General features: G+C 68.8%; 22 protein-coding genes. 14 read left to right on the top strand and 8 right to left on the bottom strand.

Annotation, left to right across the window (positions count from 1 at the left end):
- The first annotated feature begins 36 nt into the window (after positions 1 to 36).
- Complete coding sequence (guaB, locus tag O145_RS05160; RefSeq protein ID WP_229118369.1) at positions 37 to 1,572, top strand: IMP dehydrogenase; 1,536 nt, start codon at positions 37 to 39, stop codon at positions 1,570 to 1,572.
- 59 nt (positions 1,573 to 1,631) lie between these two features.
- On the opposite strand, the gene O145_RS05155 is transcribed toward guaB, so the two are convergent.
- A complete protein-coding gene (locus O145_RS05155; protein ID WP_043560550.1) occupies positions 1,632 to 2,408 on the bottom strand; it encodes an exonuclease domain-containing protein in 777 nt (258 codons plus the stop codon).
- Positions 2,409 to 2,473: 65 nt separating this feature from the next.
- Between O145_RS05155 and O145_RS05150 the strand changes: the two genes are divergently transcribed.
- The 5 genes from O145_RS05150 (at position 2,474) to O145_RS05130 (ending at position 9,533) form a co-directional block, all read left to right on the top strand.
- Positions 2,474 to 3,598 carry a GuaB3 family IMP dehydrogenase-related protein gene (locus O145_RS05150; RefSeq protein ID WP_043560636.1) on the top strand — a complete coding sequence of 375 codons (1,125 nt, stop codon included), beginning with the start codon at positions 2,474 to 2,476 and terminating at the stop codon, positions 3,596 to 3,598.
- A gap of 209 nt (positions 3,599 to 3,807) precedes the next feature.
- The gene (locus O145_RS05145; RefSeq protein ID WP_084682382.1) at positions 3,808 to 6,066 is read left to right on the top strand and encodes an alpha-galactosidase; all 2,259 of its coding nucleotides are present in this window, start codon (positions 3,808 to 3,810) and stop codon (positions 6,064 to 6,066) included.
- Positions 6,067 to 6,223: 157 nt separating this feature from the next.
- Positions 6,224 to 7,123: a carbohydrate ABC transporter permease gene (locus O145_RS05140; protein ID WP_043560547.1), complete on the top strand. Its 900-nt coding sequence runs from the start codon at positions 6,224 to 6,226 to the stop codon at positions 7,121 to 7,123.
- Positions 7,124 to 7,140: 17 nt separating this feature from the next.
- Positions 7,141 to 8,091: a carbohydrate ABC transporter permease gene (locus O145_RS05135; protein WP_043560544.1), complete on the top strand. Its 951-nt coding sequence runs from the start codon at positions 7,141 to 7,143 to the stop codon at positions 8,089 to 8,091.
- Positions 8,092 to 8,099: 8 nt separating this feature from the next.
- Complete coding sequence (locus O145_RS05130) at positions 8,100 to 9,533, top strand: ABC transporter substrate-binding protein (protein WP_052374703.1); 1,434 nt, start codon at positions 8,100 to 8,102, stop codon at positions 9,531 to 9,533.
- Positions 9,534 to 9,893: 360 nt separating this feature from the next.
- Here the strand turns inward: O145_RS05130 and O145_RS05125 are convergent, their stop codons facing one another.
- Entirely contained in the window at positions 9,894 to 10,160 is a 267-nt protein-coding gene (locus O145_RS05125; protein ID WP_043560541.1) for a Txe/YoeB family addiction module toxin, read from the bottom strand.
- Complete coding sequence (locus O145_RS05120) at positions 10,157 to 10,399, bottom strand: type II toxin-antitoxin system Phd/YefM family antitoxin (RefSeq protein ID WP_043560538.1); 243 nt, start codon at positions 10,397 to 10,399, stop codon at positions 10,157 to 10,159. Before O145_RS05120 ends, O145_RS05125 begins: the two co-directional genes overlap by 4 nt.
- Positions 10,400 to 11,115: 716 nt before the next feature.
- Between O145_RS05120 and O145_RS05115 the strand changes: the two genes are divergently transcribed.
- Positions 11,116 to 11,490: an alpha/beta fold hydrolase gene (locus O145_RS05115; protein WP_454931511.1), complete on the top strand. Its 375-nt coding sequence runs from the start codon at positions 11,116 to 11,118 to the stop codon at positions 11,488 to 11,490.
- 23 nt (positions 11,491 to 11,513) lie between these two features.
- Here O145_RS05115 and O145_RS19545 read toward each other — a convergent pair whose 3' ends face one another.
- Positions 11,514 to 11,636: a hypothetical protein gene (locus tag O145_RS19545; protein ID WP_267489914.1), complete on the bottom strand. Its 123-nt coding sequence runs from the start codon at positions 11,634 to 11,636 to the stop codon at positions 11,514 to 11,516.
- 243 nt (positions 11,637 to 11,879) lie between these two features.
- On the opposite strand from O145_RS19545, the gene O145_RS05110 reads away from it, so the two are divergent.
- A complete protein-coding gene (locus O145_RS05110) occupies positions 11,880 to 12,146 on the top strand; it encodes an HPr family phosphocarrier protein (protein WP_043560536.1) in 267 nt (88 codons plus the stop codon).
- A gap of 120 nt (positions 12,147 to 12,266) precedes the next feature.
- Here O145_RS05110 and O145_RS05105 read toward each other — a convergent pair whose 3' ends face one another.
- Positions 12,267 to 12,548: a hypothetical protein gene (locus tag O145_RS05105; RefSeq protein WP_043560535.1), complete on the bottom strand. Its 282-nt coding sequence runs from the start codon at positions 12,546 to 12,548 to the stop codon at positions 12,267 to 12,269.
- Between the two features lie 12 nt (positions 12,549 to 12,560).
- Positions 12,561 to 14,306: a sodium:solute symporter family protein gene (locus O145_RS05100; RefSeq protein WP_043560533.1), complete on the bottom strand. Its 1,746-nt coding sequence runs from the start codon at positions 14,304 to 14,306 to the stop codon at positions 12,561 to 12,563.
- 163 nt (positions 14,307 to 14,469) lie between these two features.
- On the opposite strand from O145_RS05100, the gene O145_RS05095 reads away from it, so the two are divergent.
- From O145_RS05095 to O145_RS05085, 3 genes are all read left to right on the top strand, one after another.
- Positions 14,470 to 15,114 (top strand): MarC family protein, encoded by a 645-nt coding sequence (locus tag O145_RS05095; RefSeq protein WP_043560627.1) that lies wholly within the window; start codon positions 14,470 to 14,472, stop codon positions 15,112 to 15,114.
- A 184-nt stretch (positions 15,115 to 15,298) separates the two neighbouring features.
- Positions 15,299 to 15,928: an RNase H family protein gene (locus O145_RS05090; protein WP_043560530.1), complete on the top strand. Its 630-nt coding sequence runs from the start codon at positions 15,299 to 15,301 to the stop codon at positions 15,926 to 15,928.
- Between the two features lie 127 nt (positions 15,929 to 16,055).
- Entirely contained in the window at positions 16,056 to 16,619 is a 564-nt protein-coding gene (locus tag O145_RS05085) for a GtrA family protein (RefSeq protein ID WP_043560527.1), read from the top strand.
- A gap of 79 nt (positions 16,620 to 16,698) precedes the next feature.
- On the opposite strand, the gene O145_RS05080 is transcribed toward O145_RS05085, so the two are convergent.
- Both O145_RS05080 and pta read right to left on the bottom strand, forming a co-directional pair.
- Positions 16,699 to 17,883: an acetate/propionate family kinase gene (locus tag O145_RS05080; RefSeq protein ID WP_043560524.1), complete on the bottom strand. Its 1,185-nt coding sequence runs from the start codon at positions 17,881 to 17,883 to the stop codon at positions 16,699 to 16,701.
- Between the two features lie 133 nt (positions 17,884 to 18,016).
- Positions 18,017 to 20,077, bottom strand: coding sequence for a phosphate acetyltransferase (pta, locus tag O145_RS05075; RefSeq protein ID WP_043560521.1), 2,061 nt, complete (start codon positions 20,075 to 20,077; stop codon positions 18,017 to 18,019).
- A 718-nt stretch (positions 20,078 to 20,795) separates the two neighbouring features.
- Between pta and O145_RS19830 the strand changes: the two genes are divergently transcribed.
- Genes O145_RS19830 through O145_RS17085 form a run of 3 tightly spaced genes read left to right on the top strand, consistent with a single transcriptional unit; the run spans position 20,796 to position 23,020 of the window.
- The gene (locus tag O145_RS19830) at positions 20,796 to 21,419 is read left to right on the top strand and encodes a radical SAM protein (protein ID WP_084682381.1); all 624 of its coding nucleotides are present in this window, start codon (positions 20,796 to 20,798) and stop codon (positions 21,417 to 21,419) included.
- Positions 21,352 to 21,849, top strand: a complete 498-nt coding sequence (locus O145_RS19825; protein WP_084682380.1) for an SPASM domain-containing protein — start codon at positions 21,352 to 21,354, stop codon at positions 21,847 to 21,849. Before O145_RS19830 ends, O145_RS19825 begins: the two co-directional genes overlap by 68 nt.
- The gene (locus O145_RS17085; protein ID WP_084682379.1) at positions 21,836 to 23,020 is read left to right on the top strand and encodes an MFS transporter; all 1,185 of its coding nucleotides are present in this window, start codon (positions 21,836 to 21,838) and stop codon (positions 23,018 to 23,020) included. Before O145_RS19825 ends, O145_RS17085 begins: the two co-directional genes overlap by 14 nt.
- Positions 23,021 to 23,209 lie beyond the last annotated feature (189 nt).

The following is a 23,209-nucleotide window of genomic DNA, read 5'->3' as shown; positions in this document are numbered from 1 at the left end:
CGCCGCGATGTGCGCCCGCGCGCACGCGGCCATACCATGCGAGTCGTGAGCGACTCGATCACCGCCCCCGACCTGTTTGCCCCCACCGGACTGACCTACGACGACGTTCTCCTGCTGCCCGGACTGACCGACGTCATCCCCTCCGATGTTGATACGGCCTCGCGGCTGACCGCGGGGATCTCCCTGGCCACACCCCTGCTGAGCGCCGCGATGGACACCGTCACCGAGTCCCAGATGGCGATCGCCATGGCCCGCCAGGGCGGCATGGGCGTGCTCCACCGCAACCTGTCCATTGAGGACCAGGCCCAGCAGGTGCGCCTGGTCAAGCGCTCGGAGTCGGGCATGGTCTCCGACCCGGTCACCGTCGGCCCGGACGCCACCATCGCCCAGCTCGACGAGCTGTGCGGCCACTACAAGGTCTCGGGCCTGCCGGTGGTCGACTCCGACGGCAACCTGCTGGGCATTATCACCAACCGCGACCTGCGCTTCGTGCCCCCCGAGAAGTGGGGGGCGCTGACCGTGCGCGAGTGCATGACGCCGCGCGAGCGCCTCATCACCGGACCCATGGGGATCTCGCGCGAGGACGCCAAGGCGCTGCTGGCCGAGCACCGCATCGAGAAGCTCCCCCTCATCGACGACGCCGGGCGCCTGACCGGTCTGATCACCGTCAAGGACTTCGTCAAGACCGAGCAGTACCCCCGGGCCACCAAGGACGAGGAGGGCCGTCTCGTCGTCGGGGCGGCCGTCGGCTACTGGGGCGACACCTGGGAGCGGGCCGGGGCGCTCGCCGAGGCGGGCGTGGACGTCATCGTGGTCGACACGGCCAACGGCGGCGCCACCCTCGCCCTGGAGATGATCGCCCGGCTCAAGCGGGACCCCGCCTTCGCGGGCGTGCAGATCATCGGCGGCAACGTCGCCACCCGCGAGGGTGCCCAGGCCCTCATCGACGCGGGCGTCGACGCCGTCAAGGTGGGGGTGGGCCCGGGGTCGATCTGCACCACCCGGGTGGTGGCGGGCGTGGGCGTCCCGCAGGTCACCGCCGTCTACGAGGCCGCCCGCGCCTGCACGCCGGCCGGGGTGCCGCTCATCGCCGACGGCGGCCTGCAGTACTCCGGCGACATCGCCAAGGCGCTGGTCGCCGGGGCCGACACCGTCATGCTCGGCTCCCTGCTGGCGGGCTGCACCGAGTCCCCCGGCGACCTGGTCTTCGTCAACGGCAAGCAGTGGAAGCGCTACCGCGGCATGGGGTCGCTGGGCGCCATGAGCTCGCGCGGCCGCACCTCCTACTCCAAGGACCGCTACTTCCAGGCCGACGTCACCGGTGAGGACAAGATCGTCCCGGAGGGCATCGAGGGGCAGGTGCCCTACTCCGGGTCGCTGGCCGCCGTCGTCTACCAGCTGGTGGGGGGCCTGCGCCAGTCGATGTTCTACGTGGGCGCCCGCACCGTCGGCCAGCTCAAGGAGCGGGGACGGTTCGTGCGCATTACGAGCGCGGGCCTGAAGGAGTCCCACCCCCACGACGTCAGGATGACCGTCGAGGCCCCCAACTACGCCGGTCGCGACAGCGCCTGAACGGCGCCCGCGGCTCGCCGGCCGGCGCACCGGGGCGCGGCTCGGGACCCGCCCGGGCCTCATAGCCCGGAGGGCAGGGGCCAGCCGGGGTCGGCGCCCGGGCGGCCGGGGCTCTTGCGGGCCAGCCACGCGTTGAAGGACTCGGCCCACATCCGGTGGGCGGACGCCTGGAAGGGGACGAGCTCGCCGAGGCTCAGGCGGGCCAGCTCGGGGTAGGCGCGCACCATGGCCTCCAGGACGTCGAGCGTGGCAATGACATCCACCTCGGCCGTGTGCAGCGACTCGTCCACGCTCACGCCGTAGACCTCGCACAGGTCGCCCAGGCGCCGCTTGCCGCGGCGGTAGCGGTCGACCCGGCGGTCCAGCACGAGCGGGTCGACCACCGGGCCCAGGTCCCCGCCCAGGCGCTCGCGCACGGTGGGCAGAGAGTGCCGGGCCAGCTCGGACTCCATGAGCGTCAGGTCGAAGGAGCCGTTGAAGACCACGACCGGCGTGCCCGCGTCCATGGCGGCGGCCAGCGCGTCGGCCACCTCCTCGAGCACCTCGGGCGCGGCCAGCCCCTCGGCGCGGGCGCGCTCGGTGGTCACGCCGTGGACCGCCGCGGCGGCGGCGGGGATCTCCACGCCCGGGTCGGCCATCCAGGTGCGCACCTGCTGCGTGCGCGTGCCGGCGGTCAGCGGCCCGCGCGCGACGAGGGCGGCCGTCACGAGCCGGTTCCTGCGCGGGTCCACGCCCGTGGTCTCGGTGTCGAAGCCGAGCAGCGGGCCGCGGATCCACGAGTCGCCGGTGCCGGCCGGGGCGGGGGAGGGGAGGGGGTGTCCGTGCTGTTGGTCCATGGCGGGGAGTCTGCCACCGGGGTGTGACACGAACCGTGGCGCGCACCGGCCGATACGATGCCGCCGTGAGCGGTGAGATCGAGATTGGGCGCTCCAAGCGCGCCCGGCAGGCCTACTCCTTCGACGATATCGCGGTGGTCCCGGCTCGCCGCACCCGGGACGTGCGCGACGTCCGCGTGGGCTGGCAGCTCGACGCCTACCACGTGGACCTGCCCGTCATGGCCTCGCCCATGGACTCGGTGATGAGCCCCGACACGGCGATCCTGGTGGGCCGCCTCGGCGGCATCGGCGTGCTCGACCTGGAGGGGCTGTGGACCCGCTACGAGGACCCCGCCGGTGCCCTGGACCGCATCCGCACCGCCGCCCCCGCCGAGGCCACCCGCGTCCTCCAGGAGGTCTACCGCGCCCCCGTGCGCCCCGAGCTCATCACCGAGCGCCTCACCCGGATCCGCGAGGCGGGCGTCGTCGTCGCCGGGCGCCTGAGCCCCGCCCAGACCCAGCGGCACTGGCGCACCGCGGTGGAGGCCGGGGCGGACCTGCTCGTCATCCGCGGCTCGGTGGTCTCCGCCGAGCACGTCTCGGGCAATACCGAGCCCCTCGACCTCAGGCGGTTCATCTACGAGCTCGACGTGCCCGTCGTCGTCGGCGGGGTGACCACCTACACCGCCGCCCTCCACCTCATGCGCACCGGCGCCGCCGCGGTGCTCGTCGGCCAGGGCGGAGGCGCCTCCTCCTCCGTGCGGCAGGTCCTGGGCCTCCACGCGCCCATGGCCACCGCCGTGGCCGACGTCGCCGCCGCCCGGCGCGACTACCTGGACGAGTCCGGGGGCCGCTACGTCCACGTCGTCGCCGACGGCTCGGTGGGCAACTCCGGGGACGTCGTCAAGGCCATCGCCTGCGGGGCCGACGCCGTCATGCTCGGCGCCGCCCTCGCCCGCGCGGCCGAGGCCCCCGGAGGCGGCTACCACTGGGGCGCCGAGGCCCGCCACGAGCGCCTGCCGCGCGGCTACCGCAGCCGCGTGGGCACCGTCGGCACCATGGACGAGATCCTCAACGGCCCCTCCGACCGCGCCGACGGCACCCTCAACATCATGGGGGCGCTGCGCCGCACCCTGGCCACCACCGGGTACTCCGACGTCAAGGAGCTCCAGCGGGTCGAGGTCGTCCTGGCCCCCTATGACCCGAGCTGACCCGAGCTGACCCAGGCTGACCCGGGCCGGGGCGCGCCGGGCGCCGTGGGAGAGTGAGCCGGGGAGCCCCGGGAAGGCCGCGCCAAGGTATTTTTTATCTCGAAAAAATGAGGTAGCCTGCCTCCTGAACCCGCCGTCCCACTGCGGCACCCCCGCACTCATCCGGGCCGTCCGGCACCGGATGGGCCCGACGTTCAAGGAGGAGCGTGATGACCGACCCGCGCATCGCCCCCACCGCCCCCACCGCCCCCACGGTCCCCGCCGCCGCCCCGGCCCCGCCCCGCCACCTGCGCCGGGGCGGCACCTCCCTGGTCCTCGACCTCATGGACGATCGCTTCCCCGTGGTGCGCCACTGGGGCGGGGACCTCGGCGAGACCGGCGCCTCCACCCTGGACGACCTGAGGGCCGCCCAGACGATGAGCACCGGCACCAACCGCACCTGGACCACCCCCGACCTGCCGGTGCTGCCCCTGCCGCACCTGGGCTGGTCCGCCCGGCCGGCGCTCCTGGTCCACCGCCAGGACGGCTCCGCCTTCTCCGCACACATCGACGCCGTCGCCCACTCGGTCGCCGTCGACGACGCCCCGGGCGGTGAGGCCGACGTCGTCGTCTCGCGCGGCACCGACGCCGTCCACGGCATCGAGGTCGTCACCGAGATCCGCCTGGAGCCCTCCGGCCTGGTGCGGCTGCGCGCACGGGTGACCGACGTCGCGGAGGAGGGGTCCTCCCCGCTGGAGGTCGACGAGGTCACCCCGCTGCTGCCGGTGCCCTCCGACGCCGCCGAGCTGGTCGACATGACCGGCCACCACGGCTTCGAGCGCCGCCTCGTGCGCACGCCCTTCGCCCCGGGCACCCGGTTGCGCGAGGCCTGGGAGGGCCGCCCCGGGCACGACGCCGCCACCTGGCTGGCCGCGGGGACCCCCGGCTTCGGCTGGCGCCGCGGCCGCGTCCACGGCGTGCACCTGGCCTGGTCCGGCAACACCCGTGCCCTGGCCGCCCACCCGCCGCAGGGCTACCGGCTCCTGGGTGCGGGCGAGCTCCTCCACCCCGGAGAGGTCGTCCTGAGCGCCGGCCAGTCCTACACCACGCCCTGGCTCGTCGGCTCCTGGGGCGAGGGCCTGGACGCCCTGGCATCCCGCTGCCACGCCCACCTGCGCGCCCTGCCGGCCCACCCCTCGCGGCCGCGCCCGGTCCTGCTCAACACCTGGGAGGCCGTCTACTTCGACCAGGACCCGGAGACCCTGACGGCGCTCGCGGACGAGGCGGCCGCCATCGGCATCGAGCGCTTCGTCGTCGACGACGGGTGGTTCGGGTCCCGGCGCGACGACACCTCGGGCCTGGGCGACTGGCGGGTCTCGCCCGAGGTCTGGCCGGCCGGGCTGGAGCCCCTGGCTGCGCACGTGCGCGACCTGGGCATGGAGCTGGGCCTGTGGGTCGAGCCGGAGATGGTCAACCGCGACTCCGACCTCGCCCGCGCCCACCCGGACTGGATCCTGTCCGACGGCGCCGGCGGGGCGGTCGAGCACCGCGGCCAGCGCGTCCTGGACCTGGCCGCCCCCGGGGCGTGGGACTACCTGTACGAGGCGATCAGCGGCCTCGTGGAGAGCCTGGACCTGGCCTACATCAAGTGGGACCACAACTCCACCGTCCTGGCCGCGGGCCACATGGCGGCCGGCACCGGGGCGGGCTCCCGGACGGGCGCGCGCCGCGGGGCGCCGGCCGTCCACGACCAGACCCTGGCCCTCTACCGGCTCCTGGACGCCCTGCACGAGCGCTTTCCGGCCCTGGAGATCGAGTCGTGCTGCGGCGGCGGCGGACGCATCGACCTGGGGATCATGGAGCGGGCCCAGCGCGTGTGGGCCTCGGACTGCAACGACGCCCACGACCGGGCGGACATCAACCGCGCCACCATGCTGCTGCTGCCGCCCGAGCTCGTCGGCACCCACGTCGGCGCCGGAAGGGACCACACGACCCTGCGCGGCCTTGACCTGTCCTTCCGTGCCGGCCAGGCGCTGTGGGGGCACATGGGGGTCGAGTGGGACCTGCTGTCCGCCACTGAGGGGGACCGGCGCGCCCTGGCCGACGTCATCGCCCTCCACAAGAAGCTGCGCCCCCTGCTGCACGGCGGCGAGGTCGTGCACGCCGACGTCGATGAGGACGACGCCGTGCGCATCCAGGGCGTCGTCGCCCCCGACCGGACCGACGCGCTCTATCAGCTCGCCGGACTCGCCCAGGCCACCACCTGGCCCGGGGCGCCCCGGCCGCTGCCCGGACTGGACCCCGGGCGCACCTACCACGTGCGGCTGGCGGTCCCCGCCTACGAGGGCCTCCACCACCAGGCCGCCTGGCTCCGGCCCGAGGGAGTCACCCTGCCCGGTTCCTACCTGACGGCCACGGGACTCAGCCTGCCCGTCATCCATCCCGACCACATGCTGCTGGTGCGCGCCACCGCGGTCGACAAGACCTGAGTCGACGACGCCGAGCCCGCTCCCGGTCGCGCCCGCGCGCCTGTCCGCCCCCGCGCACCCTCGGGGCGGAGCCGGCCCGCCTCGGCGGCTCATCCCATCCGCCCGGCCTCTTCCCCCGCCTCCATCACCTCCATCAACGACGAACGGAGAACCATACATGTCCGCAACCACTCCGGCGGCCTTACGCCGGCGGCCGAAGGACGACCGGGTCCTCGGCCTGACCTTCATCGTGCCCGCGGCGGTCGGCCTCATCGCCTTCTACATCTGGCCCCTCATCCGAGGCATCTGGCTGTCCTTCACCGAGTACAACCTCCTGACCCCCGAGAAGTTCGCGGGCCTGGACAACTACAAGCGCATGGTCCACGACGACACCTTCTGGAACGCCGTGTGGGTGACCCTGGAGTACGTCGTCATCAATATCGGGCTGCAGACGATCCTCGCCCTGGCCATCGCCGTCCTCATGCAGCGCCTGACCCAGTCCACCTTCGTCCGCTCGATCGTGCTGACCCCCTACCTGGTGTCCAACGTGGTTGCCGCCATGCTGTGGCTGTGGATCCTGGACAACACGCTGGGCATCACCAACCAGGTCATCGAGGCCGTCACCGGCTCGCGCGTGGACTTCTTCTCCTCCGCCCTGGCCATTCCCACCATCGCCGTCATCAACGTGTGGCGGCACGCGGGCTACACGGCCCTGCTCATCTTCGCGGGCCTGCAGTCCATCCCGAACACCGTCTACGAGGCCGGCAAGGTGGACGGCGCCAGCGAGTGGCGCATGTTCTGGAGGATCACCGTCCCCCTGCTGCGCCCCATCCTCGCACTGGTCCTCATTATGACGATGATCGGCTCCTTCCAGGTCTTCGACACCGTCTCGGTGACCACCCAGGGAGGCCCCGTCAACGCCACGCGCGTCCTGCAGTACTACATCTACGACATGGCCTTCGGGCGCTTCCAGTTCGGCTACGCCTCGGCCATGGCGGTGGGCCTGCTCATCATCCTCGCCGCCATCACCGCCCTCCAGTACCGCATGACCCGTGCGGGCCAGACGGACCTGGACTGAGACTAAGGAAGCCACCCATGACTGCTGCAACCGCAACCGCGAGCTCGCGCACCGACGTCGGCCCCGGCCCCTCCGCCACCGTCCCCCCCAGGACCCGCCTCACCACGGGCCGGATCCTGGCCTGGGCCGCAATGGTCCTCATTATGCTCTTCACCCTGCTGCCCTTCTACTGGGTGCTGCGCACCGCCCTGTCCTCCAACGCGGGCATCACCGCCGACCCCACGAGCATCCTGCCCGTGGATACCAACCTGCGCGGCTTCGCCCGCGTCTTCGGCGCGCAGTCCACCCAGGAGGCCCTCGCCGACGGCGGCTCTGGCGCCGCCATCAGCTTCTGGCTCTACCTGCGCAACTCGGTCGTCGTGGCCACCCTGGTGACGGCGGGGCAGGTCTTCTTCTCCGCCATGGCGGCCTACTCCTTCTCCCGCCTGCGCTGGAAGGGGCGCGACACGGTCTTCGGGATCTTCCTGGCCGCCCTCATGGTCCCCTCGATCTTCACGCTCCTGCCCAACTTCGTCCTGGTCAAGCAGCTCCACCTCGTCGACAGCCTCCTGGGCGTGGCCCTGCCGACCATGCTCATGACGCCCTTCGCCGTGTTCTTCCTCAAGCAGTTCTTCATGAACATCCCCCGCGAGCTGGAGGAGGCGGCCCTGCTCGACGGCGCCTCGAAGGTCCGCGTGTTCTTCCAGCTGATCCTGCCCATGGCCAGGGCGCCCATCTCCACCCTGGCGATCCTGACCTACATCACGGCCTGGAACGACTACTTCTGGCCCCTCCTGGTCTCCTACACCGACTCCTCCCGGGTGCTCACGGTGGCCCTGGCGGTCTTCAAGTCCCAGGCCCCGCAGACCGGGCCCGACTGGTCCGGGCTCATGGCCGCCACGCTCGTGGCCGCCCTCCCGATGCTCCTGCTGTTCGCGGCCTTCGCCAAGCGCATTGTCAACTCCATCGGCTTTACCGGCATTAAGTGAGGCACCAGATGACGGCTACGAATCTCACTCAGAATCTTACTCAGAATCTCACTAAGAATTTCGCCCCTCGCCCCTCACTGTCCCGTCGCGGATTCCTCGGCGGCCTGGCCTCGGGCGCCGCGGCCCTCGCCCTGGCGGCGTGCTCCGGGGGCTCCCGGAAATCAGGCCCCTCCGGCGCCGTGGAGTACTGGCTGTGGGACGCCAGCCAGCTCCCCGCCTACGAGGCGTGCGCGGCGGCCTTCGAGGAGGCCACCGGCATCCACGTCAATATCACCCAGATCGCCTGGGACGACTACTGGACCAAGCTGACGGCGGGATTCATCGCCGGCACCGGCCCGGACGTCTTCACCGACCACATCTCCAAGTTCGCCCAGTTCGTGGACCTGGACGTCCTGCTTCCTCTGGACGAGCAGGCCGCCTGGTCGGGCGTGGACGAGTCCGCCTTCCAGGAGGGGCTCATCGACCTGTGGAAGGGCGAGGACGGCCGCCAGTACGGCTGCCCCAAGGACTGGGACACCGAGGCGGTCTTCTACAACAAGGACATGCTCGCCGACGCCGGTCTGAGCGAGAAGGACCTGGCAGCCTGGACCTGGAACCCCGACGACGGCGGCACCTTCGAGAGGATCCTCGCCCGCCTGACCGTCGACAAGAACGGCGTGCGCGGGGACGAGGACGGATTCGACAAGAGCCGGATCGCCGTTTACGGCCTGAGCATCAAGGACGCGGGCTCGGCTGACGGACAGACCCAGTGGAGCCCCTTCACCGGTTCGGTGGGCGATTGGTACTACACGAACAAGGAGACCTGGGGAGACCGCTACCGCTACGACGATCCGGTCTTCCAGAAGACCATGGACTGGTACTTCGGCCTGGTGGACAAGGGCTACATGCCTCCTCGCGGCGCCTTCTCCACCACCTCGGGCACCGATGTCCAGCTGGGCTCGGGGTCCATCGCCATGTGCATCAACGGCTCGTGGATGTTCAACACCTACGCGAACCTGGAGGTCAGTGTCGGAATCGCCGCGAACCCGGTCGGCCCCAACGGCAAGTCCGTCTCCCTGTTCAACGGTCTGGGCGACTCCATCGCCAAGCAGTCGGGCAACATTGAGAACGCCTCCAAGTGGGTGGCCTTCCTGGGCACGGCCGAGGCGCAGGACATCGTGGCCTCCTACGGCGTCGTCTTCCCGGCCATCGCCTCCTCCACGCGCAAGGCGGTCGAGGTGTTCGAGAGGACGGGGCTGCCGACGGCGCCCTTCACCGACCACGTGGACAGGGGGACGACCTTCTACTTCCCGCTGACCTACTTCGGCGCTGACGTCGCGGCAATTATGAAGCCCGCCACGGACGCCCTGTGGGCGGAGCGGAGGCCCGCCTCCACGCTCACCAGGGCCAACGAGCAGATCAACCTCCTGTTCGAGACCTCCACGACGCACGACAAGGGCTGAGGACTGAGGCGCCCCGGAGCGTCGTCCGTCCCGCACGGAGCTCCGCAGGGGCGCCGGGCCCGCGGCTCCCCTTCGCCGAGATCGGTCCAGTTCCGCGCCGAGATCGGTCCAGTTCCGCGCCGAGATCGGTCCAGTTCCGCGTCGAGATCGGTCCAGTTCCGCGCCGAGATCGGTCCGAGATCCCGGCCCGCCGTCCGTCCTGCACGGGGCTGCACCGGGCTGTGCGTGACCGCGCACTCCACGACCGGTAGAGCACGCGCCGCGGCCTGTGCCCGCCTCGGGGGCGCCCCCCCCAAGACGGGCGCAGGCCGCACTCATATGAGGAGCCGTCCCCCGAGAAGTCTCCGTCATCGACCCGTGTCATTCATAGTGCGTCCACATCCGCAGGACCAGGACTATCCGCTCCTCCGGGAACACCTCGTAGACGAGTCGATGCTGGATGTTGATCCGACGGGAGTAGCAGCCCGCCAGGTCGCCCACCAGACGCTCGTAGGCCGGCGGGCGGGCGAAGGGATCGTCCGCGACGATGTCGAGAAGACGCTGCGCACGATTCCTGAGGTTCGAGGCGGCGAGCCTACGCGCATCCTTCTGCGCCTGACGCGAGTAGCGCAGAGTCCAGGCGCTCACCAGTCGAGCTCTTCCGATGCGGCCTCGACACCCTCCTCACGGGCCCGCCGAACAGAGTCAACCAGCCCGGGTACCGCCTGGAGATGCAGAGTCTCCTGGATCGCCTCCCAGTCCTCCTCGGACACGAGGACCGCGGTCGACCGCCGCCCGGTGATTCTGACAGGACGGGACTCCTCGGCGACCTGATCGATGAGTCGATACAGATTGGACCTGGCTGCTGTGGCGTTGATAGTACTCATGACGCATCCCCCTCCCGTAGCGTACGACTATGCGTACGTATCGGCAAGCTCCTTCGTCGAGATCGGTCGGGTTCCGCGTCGAGATCGGTTCGAGGCGCTCGCCGGGCGCCGCTGCGCCCCAGAGGGTGATCACCTGGCGCACCCGCAGCCTCGCGCGCCGCCCGTCCGGCCCGGGCCGACGCAGAGTCTCCTGGATCGCCTCCCGGTCCTCCTCGGACACGAGGACCGCGGTCGTCGTCGTGACCGAGAAAGAGAAAAGAGAAGAAAGCCCTGGCCGGTGCGGCATGGCCGAGGTTGTGCGCATCTGCCCCGAGCCCTTCCTCGGCTGCGCTCTCCACCGCCCCCGACCACTTGCGGCCTGCGCGGCGCGCTCCTGAGCGCGAACGGGCCGGAGACCACACCGATCCGCACGGTGTCCTCCGCACGCTGCGGGCACCAGGAGCGGGGAGTGCCGGCTGCCGCCGCGGTGCGGACGGTGGACGCGGACTATTCCTGAGCCGTACGGCGCGCTTCAGCCGGCGCCCGCCGCGGGGCGGTCCTCCGCCGCCCGCAGCGAGGAGATCTCGCTGCGGGGGATGGACGTGGTGAGCAGCTCGCAGGTCCTCCACGGGAGTGAGAGACCCGGTGCGCTCCTGGTGGGCGTCTGCCGCTGTCTCCACGATGGCGCGGCAGCCCGCGTGCACCAGCTCCTGCTTGGAGCTGCAGTAGTGGAGACCATGCCCGCTCCCAGCGAGACGGACGACGTCGCCACCAGCTTCGGAACGGTGCGCGTCTACACCTGGGCGGGCGGCGGGGAGCAGGACTCGCCTCCCGTGGTCCTTCTGCCCGGGAGGATCTCGGGAGCGCCCATGTGGGCGGCGAACGTTCCGAAGCTGGCCAGGTCCCGCCGCGTCATCGCCCTCGACGCGCTCGGAGACGCCGGCATGTCCGTCCAGCCCGCGCCCCTGACGTCCGTGGAGGACCAGGCCGCCTGGACCGACGAGGTGATCTCCGCCCTCGCCCCCGAGGGCCCTCACCTGGTCGGACACTCCTTCGGCGGCGCCACCGCCGCCGTCTACGCCGGCTCCATCCCGACCGCGTGCGCTCCCTGACCCTGCTCGAACCGGTCTTTCGCCTACCCGCCCGCGGAAGTCATGGCCTGGACGGTGACGGCCTCGGCGCCGGCTCTTCCCAAGAGCTGGCGGAACAGGGCGCTGGAGCGCATCGGCGGCGAGAGGCTGTCGGGAACAGACCCCATGGAGCTCATGATCACAGCGGGAGCGGAGAGCTTCGACGCCAGTCGGCCCACACCGAGCCCCTTGACGGATCAGGCAGACGCCGAGTCCTCGTGAATGAACCTTTGTGCGTCCGTAAGGCGCCGCCGGCCGCCGAAGTCGGGTAGTGTGAAGGCGCAATCAGCCGTCGGCTGGTCCTCGCATCGGCGCGCAGGTGCAGATGCCGCCCCATCGCCGTCGGCCCCATCCCCGTAAGGAGCAACTCCATGGCCCAGGTCACCGCCACCATCGCCTCCAAGGTCGGCCTTCACGCCCGTCCCGCCGCCACCTTCGTCAAGGCCGTCGCCGAGAAGGGCGTTCCCGTCACCATCGCCAAGGAGGGCGGCGCTCCTGTCGACGCCTCCTCCATCCTGGGAGTCATGACGCTCGGCGCCGGCTTCGGCGACGTCGTCACCCTGGCCTCCGACGCCGATGGCGCCGACGCCGCGCTCGGTGAGCTCAAGGCCCTGCTTGAGACGGACCTCGACGCCTGAGCCGACTCAACCGATCAAACGCGGTCGGGGGCTCCCACCACCTGGTGGGAGCCCCCGACCGCGTCGTCCGCCGGGGAGCGGACCCGCCGCACCCCGGCAGCCCCGGCGGCCTCGACGGGCTCAGCGCGAGCGGCTCTGCTCGATCTCCTCCTCCGGCATGCCGGTGATGTTCTCGTCGCCGGACTCCCCGCCCGGGTCCGCCACCCACCACAGGATCATGAGGACGGCGATGACGACCAGGCCCAGCCCCGACCACAGGTTGGCGTTGACGTCCCCGGTCTTGGCCATCTCCTCGGGGCCGTTGAGGAACGCCGAGCAGATCAGCAGGAACAGGCCGATAATGCTCAGGACGGCGCCGATGACGATGCGGATGTCCGCCAGGGAGCGAGTGCGTGCATTCATGAGTGGCTCCGATCAGTGGAAGATGAGGTTGAGCAGGACGACGAGGCCGCCGGACAGGATCGCCAGCGGCACGGGGCGGCGGAACCAGGCGAGCTCGGCGGCGGCAGGGTCGCGCCGGTCTGACGCGGGCGTCAGCGAGTAGACGAAGCCCTTGAGCTGGTCGTCCGGGCGCGGCGCCGTGCCGAGGGAGACCGCGATGGTCACCACGATGTCGACGGCGAAGGCGATGCCCGCCGCGAGGAAGGCGGCCCCCTGCCCGGGGAAGGTGACGATGTGGTTCCAGTTGAGGATGTTGACGGCCAGCGCCGCCAGCGTCCCGGCCGTCAGGCCCGCCCAGCCGCCGTGGTTCGTCGCGCGCTTCCAGAACATGCCGATAATGAAGGTGGCGAACAGGGGCGCGTTGAACATGGAGAAGAGCTGCTGGAGGTAGTCCATGAGGTTGGAGTAGGTCGAGGCGATCAGCGCCGTGAAGATCGCGACGACGGTCGCCACGCCGGTGGCGATGTGCCCCATGCGCAGGTAGCGGGCGTCGTCGGCGTCCTTGTTGATGTAGCGCTGGTAGAGGTCGACCGTGAAGACCGTGTTGAAGGCCGAGATATTGGCCGCCATGCCGGCCATGAAGGAGGCCAGCAGGCCGGTGATCGCCAGGCCCAGCAGGCCGTTGGGCAGGACGTCGCGCATGAGCAGCAGGACGGCGTCGTTGTACTTGACGTCTCCGGTCTCCGCTGCGGTCCCGGCCAGTGTGGCGAGCTTGAGGCCGTGGATCTCGCTCACGAGCACCGCGGCCACCATGCCGGGGATAATGACGAGGAAGGGCACGAACATCTTGGCGAAGGTTCCCACAATGGGCGCCGAGCGCGCCGAGGAGATGGAGTCGGCCGCCATGGCGCGCTGGACCTCGACGAAGTTGGTCGTCCAGTAGCCGAAGGACAGCACGAAGCCCAGGCCGAAGACGATGCCGACGACGGACAGCGCCGAGGAGTCGAACCCCGACAGCAGCACGCCGGGCCAGGAGTGCAGCTGGGCGTCGGGGTTGGCGTAGGCGTCCGCGCCGTGCGCGACGGCGTCGTCGGCGATCTTCGCCGTCAGGCCGCTCCAGCCCCCGACCCGGTGCAGGCCGACGAGGGTCAGGGGCAGCAGGGCGGCGACGATGACGAAGAACTGGAGGACCTCGTTGTAGATGGCTGCGGACAGCCCGCCGAGGGTGATGTAGGAGAAGACGATAATGGCGGCGACGATGAGCGCCACCCACAGGGGCCATCCCAGCAGGCGCTGGACGATCGAGCCCAGCAGGTAGAGGTTGACGCCCGCGATGAGCAGCTGCGCCAGGGCGAAGGACAGTGCGTTGATCAGGTGCGCCGCGGTCCCGTAGCGGCGGAACATGAACTCCGGGACGGAGCGGACCTTCGAGCCGTAGTAGAAGGGCATCATGACCAGGCCGAGGAAGATCATGGCCGGGATCGCGCCGATCCAGAAGTAGTGGAAGGTCGGCAGGCCGTACTGGGCCCCGTTGGCGGACATGCCCATGATCTCCACGGCGCCCAGGTTGGCCGACACGAAGGCGATGCCGGTGACCCAGGCGGGCAGCGAGCGCCCGGAGGTGAGGAACTCGTCGGAGGAGGCGGCCTTGCGTCTGGCCATGAATCCCACCCCGATGACGAAGGCGAAGTAGACGACGATCGGGAAGTAGTCGTACCAGCGCGCGTCAATGAGCGTGGAGCCGGAGGAGCTTGCGAGGAAGGCGGGGATGAAGGTCATAGGGGTCCTCGAGGTCGGATCGTGACGGGCGACATTGCCCGGCCCCGCCTACTCTACGTCTCGGACGTGAGACGCGTCATCGCTTCGGCGGGAGCGTGTCGAACGCGGAACAGGAGCCGTGCTCCGCCACCATGATCGGAGTCGGCGAGGCATGATGCTGTCCATGGACACAGCCCTGCTTGTGAAGGCCCTCGGCGCCTTCTTCGCCATTATGAATCCCTTCGTCAACCTGCCCCTGTTCCTGGGCCTGACGACCGGCCAGGAGGCCGCTCAGCAGCGCCGGACCGCCTGGCGCACCGTCGCCTTCAGCGCCGTCATGTGCGCGGTCGTGGCGGCGGCCGGAACCACTCTCCTGAACTTCTTCGGCATCACCGTGGACGACTTCCGGGTCGCCGGAGGACTCGTCCTGCTCACCATCTCCCTGGGCATGCTGAGCGGGCGCGGCGCGAGCGCCCACGAGGGCAGCAAGGCCGAGAAGGCCCAGGCCGCCGACTACGCGGCCGCCAACGACATCTCCTTCTACCCCATGACCTTCCCGATCCTCGTCGGGCCCGGCACGATCACGACCATTATCGTCATGGTCGCCCAGGGGCAGAACGTCAGCGGCAAGCTCACGGTGGCGCTCGCGCTGTTCACCATTCTGGCGCTCCTGGGCCTCGTGCTCCACTTCTCCGCCACCATCGGCCACTACATGTCCATCACGCTGCGCACCATTATGACCCGTCTCATGGGCATGATCCTGGCGGCGATCGCCGTCGGCATGCTGACCATCGGCCTGAAGAACCTCCTGCCCGGCCTGGCGGGCTGAGCGCGCGGGCGCCCGAACGCGGTCCGGCCGCCCCCGCCCGCAGCCCCCGCCCGCAGCCTCGCGGTCCTCTTCGCCGAGATCGGTCGTATTCCGCGTCGAGATCGGTTCACTTCCGACTCGAGATCGGTTCACTTCCGGCTCGAGATCGGTCCGGGGGCGCCCCGCGCGCCGGTAGGGTGCGGGCATGACGATCATCGCTGCTGCGGACGGCTCCGCGCTCGGCAACCCCGGACCCGCGGGCTGGGCCTGGTACGTGGACGACGGCTGCTGGGCGGCTGGCGGCTGGCCGGAGTCGACCAACAACCGCGGCGAGCTCACCGCCGTGCTCGAGCTCCTGCACGCCACCGCCCATACCGGGGAGGACCTGCTGGTCCAGGCCGACTCCCAGTACGTCATCAACTCCCTGACGAAGTGGATGAAGGGCTGGAAGCGGCGCGGCTGGCGCAAGGCCGACGGCAAGCCGGTCCTCAACGACGACCTCATGAAGGCGCTCGACGCCGCCCTGGCGGGACGGGCGGTGCGCTTCGAGTGGGTGCGCGGCCATGTCGGCCACCCCCTGAACGAGGCCGCCGACTCGCGCGCCCGCGCCGCGGCCATCGCCTACCAGCAGGGCCGCGCCGTTCCTGCGGGCCCCGGCTGGCGGGACACGGGCGGCACTGACGCCCCGACGGCGGCCGGCGCCAGGGCCTCCGGCGCTCCCGCGGTGTCCGACGACGGCGCCGCCCCCGCGGTCTCCGACGCTGCCGGAGCCGTCCCCGGCGCCACCGCCGCCCGCCGCGCCCGGCTCCGCAAGGAGAGCGGCAGGCTGTTCTGAGGCGGGGCCTGAGGCCACGGGTGAGAAGCGCCCGGCCCGCCCGCCGTGCCCGGCCCGCGCGGGCCCTCACAGGAACGGCACAGGCGAGACAGGTCGGCCGCACAAGGCCCCCCAGCAGGCTGGGGGCATGACGACGAACCTCGCCCTCCCCGCCAAGCCGGTTCTTCCGGGGCTCTCGGCGAGCCTGGGGCTCTCGGCGAGCCGGGGACTCCTGGCGGAGCTGGCGGCCCAGCCGGGGCTGGCGGCCCTGAAGGCGGCGAGGGCTCTGAGCGGGCTCCGCGACCGCCTGCCCACGGTCGTCCTGTTCGCCACCGTCTCCTTCTCCAGCTGGACGGTGGACTACGTTCTTGCGCTCCTGCTCAACTTTCTGACGGGCTCGGTCCTCTGCGCCGTCGTTGGGGCCCGGATGGTCTCCTGCACCATGAGCCTGCTGCTCAACCGTTGCCTCTTCCGGGCGGCCCCGGAGACCTTCTGGCGCTCGGTCGCGGGCTACGCGGCCGTCCAGACGACCACGACGACGATGTCGTACCTGGGGATCGCCCTCCTGACCGGAACGGGGGCGCCGCTGTGGCTGGCCAAGATCCTCGTCGACTCCAGCCTCTTCGGCCTCAACTACCTGCTGCAGTCCCGCCTGGTCTACCGTTCCGGCTCGACGCCGCTGCGCCTCGGGCCCGGAGCCGCCATCGCCTGAGCGGCCCAGCGGGAGGGGCGAGAAGCGGGCGGGCCCGAGCAAGGGGAAGCGGGCCCGCCCGCGGCCCGACGGCCCAGGCCTACAGGAGCGTGACCGCCTGGCGGGCGATGGCCAGCTCCTCGTTGGTGGGGAAGACCGTGATCACCACGGAGGACTCGGGCGTGGAGATCGTCACCGGCTCGGAGGCGCGCACGTCGTTGGCCTCGGCGTCGATGCGCACCCCCAGGTAGTCCAGGCGCCGGCACAGCTCGGCCCGCACGCGCGAGTCGTTCTCCCCGATGCCGGCGGTGAAGGTGATGGCGTCCACCCCGCCCATGACGGCGATGTAGGCGCCCACGTACTTCAGCAGGCGGTGGACGTAGACGTCGATGGCGTCCCGGGCGTTCTGGTCGCCGGCATCGACGAGCCTCCACACCTCGCGCATGTCCTGCTGACCGGTCAGGCCCTTCATCCCGGACTCGCGGTTGAACAGGTGGTCGATCTCGTCGATGGACATGCCGGCCACGCGCACCAGGTGGAAGACGGCGGCCGGGTCGATGTCGCCGGTGCGCCCGCCCATGACCAGGCCCTCCAGAGGGGTCAGGCCCATGGAGGTCTCCACGGCCCGGCCGTTCACGACGGCGGACACCGACGCGCCATTGCCCAGGTGCAGGACGATCTGCTTGAGGTCGTCGCGCCCCAGGCGCTTGGAGATCTCGCCGGAGACGAAGTGGTGGCTGGTGCCGTGAGCGCCGTAGCGGCGGATGGAGTAGGTGTCGGCCACCTTGCGGTTCAGGCCGTAGCGGGCCGCCTCCTCGGGCAGGTTCTGGAAGAAGGCGGTGTCGAAGACGGCCACGTGGGGCACGTCCGCCAGGAGCTCGCGCCCCACCTCGATTCCCTTGAGGTGGGCCGGGTTGTGGAGCGGGCCGAGCGGCACGAGCTCCTCGATCCTGGCCACGACGTCGTCGTCGATGAGGGCGGGCCCGGAGAAGTAGTGGCCGCCCTGGACGACGCGGTGGCCGACCGCGACGATGTTGGCCTCCGCCAGGCTGGGCCCCTTCTCCTCGAACAGGCGCAGGACCTCGGACAGGCCGAAGCCGTGGTCCGGGACCGGCTCGGTGATATCCGTCCTCTCCCCGGCGCGCTTGTGGGTGATGGAGCCGGTCGTGTCACCGATGCGCTCGACGATCCCGGAGGCGAGCGACTCCCCGGAGTCGGGATCGATCAGCTGGTACTTGATGGAGGAGGAGCCGGAGTTGATGACGAGGACGGTCCGGGTGGTCACAGTGGGCCTTTCTGGCTGTTCGACGGGGCCCGCTGGGCGGGCACGGACTGGGCGGGGGCGGGCGCGGCGGCGCGGGCACGACCCCGGAAGGATCTGCGGGAAAGGCTATCCCGCCGCGGATCGGGAGGCCGGGTCAGCCCTGCGCCTGAACGGCGGTGATGGCGACGGTGTTAATAATGTCCTCCACCAGGGCGCCGCGGGACAGGTCGTTGACCGGCTTGTTCAGACCCTGGAGCACCGGGCCGATGGCGATGGCGCCACTGGAGCGCTGAACCGCCTTGTAGCCGATGTTGCCGGACGACAGGTCGGGGAAGATCAGGACGTTGGCCCGCCCCGCCACCGCCGAGCCCGGCGCCTTCTTGGCGGCGACCACGGGGTCGACGGCGGCGTCGTACTGGATGGGGCCCTCCACGGCGAGCCCGGGGGCCTTGGCGCGCACCATCTCGGTGGCCTCGCGGACCTTGTCCACGTCCGCGCCCTTGCCGGAGGTGCCTGTGGAGAAGGACAGCATGGCCACGCGCGGGTCCACGCCGAACTGCCTGGCGGTGGCGGCGCTGGAGATGGCGATGTCGGCGAGCTGCTCGGCGGTCGGGTCGGGGTTGACGGCGCAGTCGCCGTAGACCAGGACCCGGTCCTCCAGCAGCATGAGGAAGACCGAGGAGACGATCGAGGTGCCCGGCTTGGTCTTGATGATCTGGAAGGAGGGCACGATCGTGTGGGCCGTGGTGTGGGCCGCCCCGGAGACCATGCCGTCGGCGTCGCCCATGTGCACCATCATGGTGCCGAAGTAGGACACGTCCTGGATGGTCTCGCGGGCCTGCTCCAGAGTCACGCCCTTCTTGGCGCGCAGGCGCGCGAACTCGGCGGCGTACTTCTCGCTCAGCTCGGGGTCGGAGGTGGAGGCGACGCGGGCCGCGGCGATGTCCAGCCCCAGCTCGGCGGCGCGGGCGCGCACGGCCGTCTCGTCGCCCAGCAGGACGACCTCGGAGATGCCGCGGCGCAGGATCGCGTCGGCCGCGCGCAGGATGCGGTCGTCGTCGGGCTCGGGCAGGACGATCGTCCTGCGGTCGGAGCGGGCCCGCTCGACCAGCTCGGCCTGGAACATGATGGGCGTGACCACGTCGCTGGGCTCGACCTCCAGGGCCGCCAGAAGGGCCTCGACGTCGGCCTCCTGCTCGAAGGTCGTCACGGCCACGTCGACCTTGCGCTCCGAGCCGTGCGCCAGCTCGCCGGTCAGGGAGCCCGCCGTCGAGGCCGCCGCGAAGGTGTCGAGCGGGGAGGTGAAGACCGGCAGGGGCATGTCCAGGCCCTGGATGAGCCGCAGCGCGTGCGGGGCGACCGGGAAGCCACCGTTGAGGACGAGGCCCGACATGCTGGGGAACGAGGAGGAGGCCTGGGCGGCCGCCAGCGAGATCAGCGCGGCGGAGCGGTCGGCGGGGACGATGACGAGCTGGCCCTCGACCAGGCGCTCCAGGACGTGGGAGACGTCCATGGCGGCCACGAGCACGGACTCGGCCTCGCGCTCCAGGAGCGCGGCGTCGCCGGAGATGAGCTCGCCGTCGAGGGCCTCGAGGACCTCGTGCACGCTCGGCGCGGTCAGCAGCGGGATCTCCGGCAGGGTCGTCGTCGCGACCCCCTCGACGCCGGCGATGGCGGCCGAGACGGCCTCGCGGGTGGCGGCCGGGCACTTGTTGGCGACGGCGGCGACCGTGCGGGCGTGGTTCTCGGCGATCTCGGCGATCGAGACCTCGATGCTGCCCCGCACGTCCTCGGGGGAGCCCTCCCCGGAGACCACCAGGAGGACCGGGACGCCGAGGTTGGCGGCGACGCGCGCGTTGAGGGCGAGCTCGGGGGTGCCCGCGACGTCGGTGAAGTCCGAGCCGTCGATAATGACGACGTCGTGGTCGCGGGCGAGCGCCCGGTAGGAGGAGACGATGCGGGACAGGGACTCCTCGGGCGCCGCGTGGTACTCGTCCCAGGTCACGCCGATGCAGTCGGCGGCCGAGGCGCTCGAGCCGGAGCGTGCCAGGAGCAGGGCCAGGAAGGGGTCGGCGCCGCGGTCGCGCGAGTCGACGAAGGGGCGGAAGACGCCGACCTTTGCGACGACCTTGGTCAGGGAGGCGACCAGGCCCAGGGCCACGGTCGACTTGCCGGTGCCGGCACTGGGTGAGGCGATGTAGATGCTGCGCGCCACGGTGTAGGTCCTTTTCGCGTCTCGACGTCGAGTGGTGCTGCCGGCTCCTCCGGCGATGCTCAGTCCGATTGTGCCCCCAAGTGGCGGGTGCATGTGACCAAAGGCCCGGCCGATCTCGTTCTGCGGCTGTGGGAACCCGCACAGGCCGGGGCGCGCGTGAGCTCCGTACGGCGGTTTGACCGTGCGCCGCCTGTGCTGCACGTGAGGGGCTCCACTGCGGCGGTAGATGGGACGTCCTTCCACGGCAGGGCCTTGAGCGCGGCCGGCAGGACGGGATGGGTGGCACTGGCCTTGACAGTTGGACCCGGTGGCCGCCTGCGGCTCTGATCGTCTCGGCGGCGGCCCGCCGGGTGTGCGCGGCATCGTCGGTGACCATCGTGCCGCCCAGATCTGAATACTCGTTCCACGAGCGCTGCGATGCCTCGGGACGGGGGCTTGTTGCTCCTGGATCCACCGCCCGATGTGCGATGACTGCGCCGGTGGCGTGATCCAAAACGGCTGGCAGATGGATGCCGGTGGCGCGGGCCCTCGTGACCAGGGATGCGTAGAACACGCCTGCTGTAATTCATCACCCGTGGAAGTTAAACGATTTTATTAATTAAATCTGATCTTAGTCGCTTGATCGGGCTCGCTCGGGCCTTGTTGGGCAGGTAGATGTGTGATACACTCAAGGTGTTGTCAGATTAGAAGTTTAAATGCTGTTCGCGGGCGGGCGTTGATGGGAGTCAAGATTGCAATGGGTCGTTGCAGGAGTCGCTTGTCCGAAAAGATGCCTCTCCATCTTGTGTGGTCACTTACGAACGCCTGCAATGCCCGGTGTATTCATTGCTATGCTTCTTCTGCTCGTCGCAGTCCCGGTGAACTCTCCAGGCAAGAAGTTCTTAAGGGCATAGATGAATGCGCGCGCGACGGGCTTCTGGATCTGGCGCTCAGCGGCGGGGAGCCGCTTCTGGTAGGAGACCTTGAGTTCATTGTAGAACATGCGGCATCAGTTGGGCTGACTGTTGGGGTGGGAACGGGTGGGTGGGCTTTGACTGCTCGTAGAGCACGTAACTTGGCGAGCCCCGGGATTTCCCGAGTTCAGGTTTCCTTGGATGGCCTAGCGGAAGCACACGATAGAATTAGGCAAAGGGAGGGGCTTTTTAGTCGCGCGCATAGAGCGATAGAGAACAGCCGATCTGTTAATATAAAGACCAGGGCGCGTTTTGCCGATCGCCGAGGAAACGTAAACGAGATGGGTCAAGTATTCGAGTTCTGTCGTTCGGCAGGAGTCGATGGGTTTAACCTTTCCCAACTCGTGCCGGCCGGCCGAGGAGACCGATTCAATGGATCTTCTCCCTGAACAATGGCGAGACGTTCTGTTGTGGTGGAATGAAATGCGCTTAAAATTCCCCGAGATTAGAATGACGGAGCACCTTGCACAACTTGTACTTGTCGCGCCGAATTTAGTTCTGAAGCCTCTGTTCCGTGGATGCCGAGCAGGCCAGTCGCAGGGCGCTATCAGTCCAACAGGAGAAGTTTTCCCCTGCGTGGTGTTTCCACATGCGTTAGGAAATATTCGGGCGAAGTCGCTTCGAGAGATGTGGAATACTTCACCGGAACTCATGCGCCTTCGAGACCGTAGCGGGCTTTTGGGGCGTGCGGCTCCTGCAAAATCAGTGATAAGTGCGGAGGCTGTCGTGCAACCGAATACGCACTTACGGATAGTTTTATGTCCTCTGATAGTCGCTGCTGGTCACCGGATGTTTGCTCGCAATCATGACGACGCCTAAAAGTACTTCTTCCCTGGCGCGGCTCCCGCGTCCAGTCTACTATCTGGTGCTCGCCACGCTCGCGAACTCCTTGGGCACTTTTTTGTTGCCATTTATACCGCTATATCTGGAGCAAATGCAGATTCCTGTGAACAGAATAGGGCAGATGGTGGGGGCTTATGGTGCTGGAGCACTTTTAGCGTGCGTAGGAGGCGGTCATCTTTCAGATAAGTTGGGGCGTAAGCCTGTCATTCTCATAAATCTCTTAGCGAGCGGCTGCTTTACTGCCGCTATACCGTTCGCACATGCTCTGCCCGTGATCCTCATCCTTTTATTTATCATTGGTTTTTCGGCAGGAATGTCGCGACCCGCAGTAAATGCTCTTGTGGGCGATTTGACGGACAGTGTAACGGGACCCCTTTCTTATGGCCTTCTCTATTGGGCCAATAATGCTGGGTTTCTCATTGCGTCGCTTGTCGGAGGAATCATTGCGTATCAGTCATTCTCGCTGCTGTTTGCGATCGATTCGGCAACATGTTTTTTAGCCTTTTCTGTCTTATCCATAGGATTTAGAAAAACTTCTATAAAAACAAGCTCCGCGACAGAAGTCTCGGAAGAACCTCAGCGTCGTTCTGGGTCCTTAATTCATTTAATAATTTTGCTATTCTTCATGTGGTTTATTCAAACTCAGGCATGGACTGCGCTTCCGATGACGATAACTTCTCGAGGCCTAAATTCAATCGATTGGGGAATAGTATCCGCTGCTAACGGCGCCGTAGTGCTGCTTTTTCAACCTGTGAGCATAAAACTCATCAAGTATATGGGTATGCAGTACTCTCTGGCTATTGGGTGTCTTGTTCTTGGGACTGGTTTTGCGGTTACGCCACTGCTCGCATCTGTAACCGGGTTCGTTCTTCAAACAGCAGTCTGGTCAACAGGCGAGGTTATGGTTGCGACAACTGCTCCCGCGATGATTGCGCAACTGACTTCGTCCGGTGGGCGTGGCAGGTGGATGGGATATATGGCTGCGTCATTTTCCTTAGCCTCAGTTATTGGCCCCGCGCTGGGAGGGGAAGCGATCGCCCGTCAGCTAGATTCTCAACTTTGGATGGCCTGCTTTATTCTGGGACTGTCTGGTGCCCTGTTTGTTGGGTACTCACATTTTTTTAACGTGAAGAGTGGATCAAAATGAAGTTCTGGCTGGAATTAAACAGAGCGGCATGCTGGGGTAACTACTGCAGGAGTTCTGGTTGGCATTTGCGGAGCGTCTTGTACAGAATCGCTCCGCCTTCATTCCCGCAAGCCTGTAGGTGTCCGAACGCTTTTTCCGCCTGGTGGGGATATCCCGTTCTTCGTTCGTCATGTCGATCTACATGAGATA

It is taken from the genome of Actinomyces israelii DSM 43320 (assembly GCF_000711965.1).
GTDB lineage: Bacteria > Actinomycetota > Actinomycetes > Actinomycetales > Actinomycetaceae > Actinomyces > Actinomyces israelii.
This window is presented reverse-complemented; position numbering and strand designations above follow the sequence as displayed.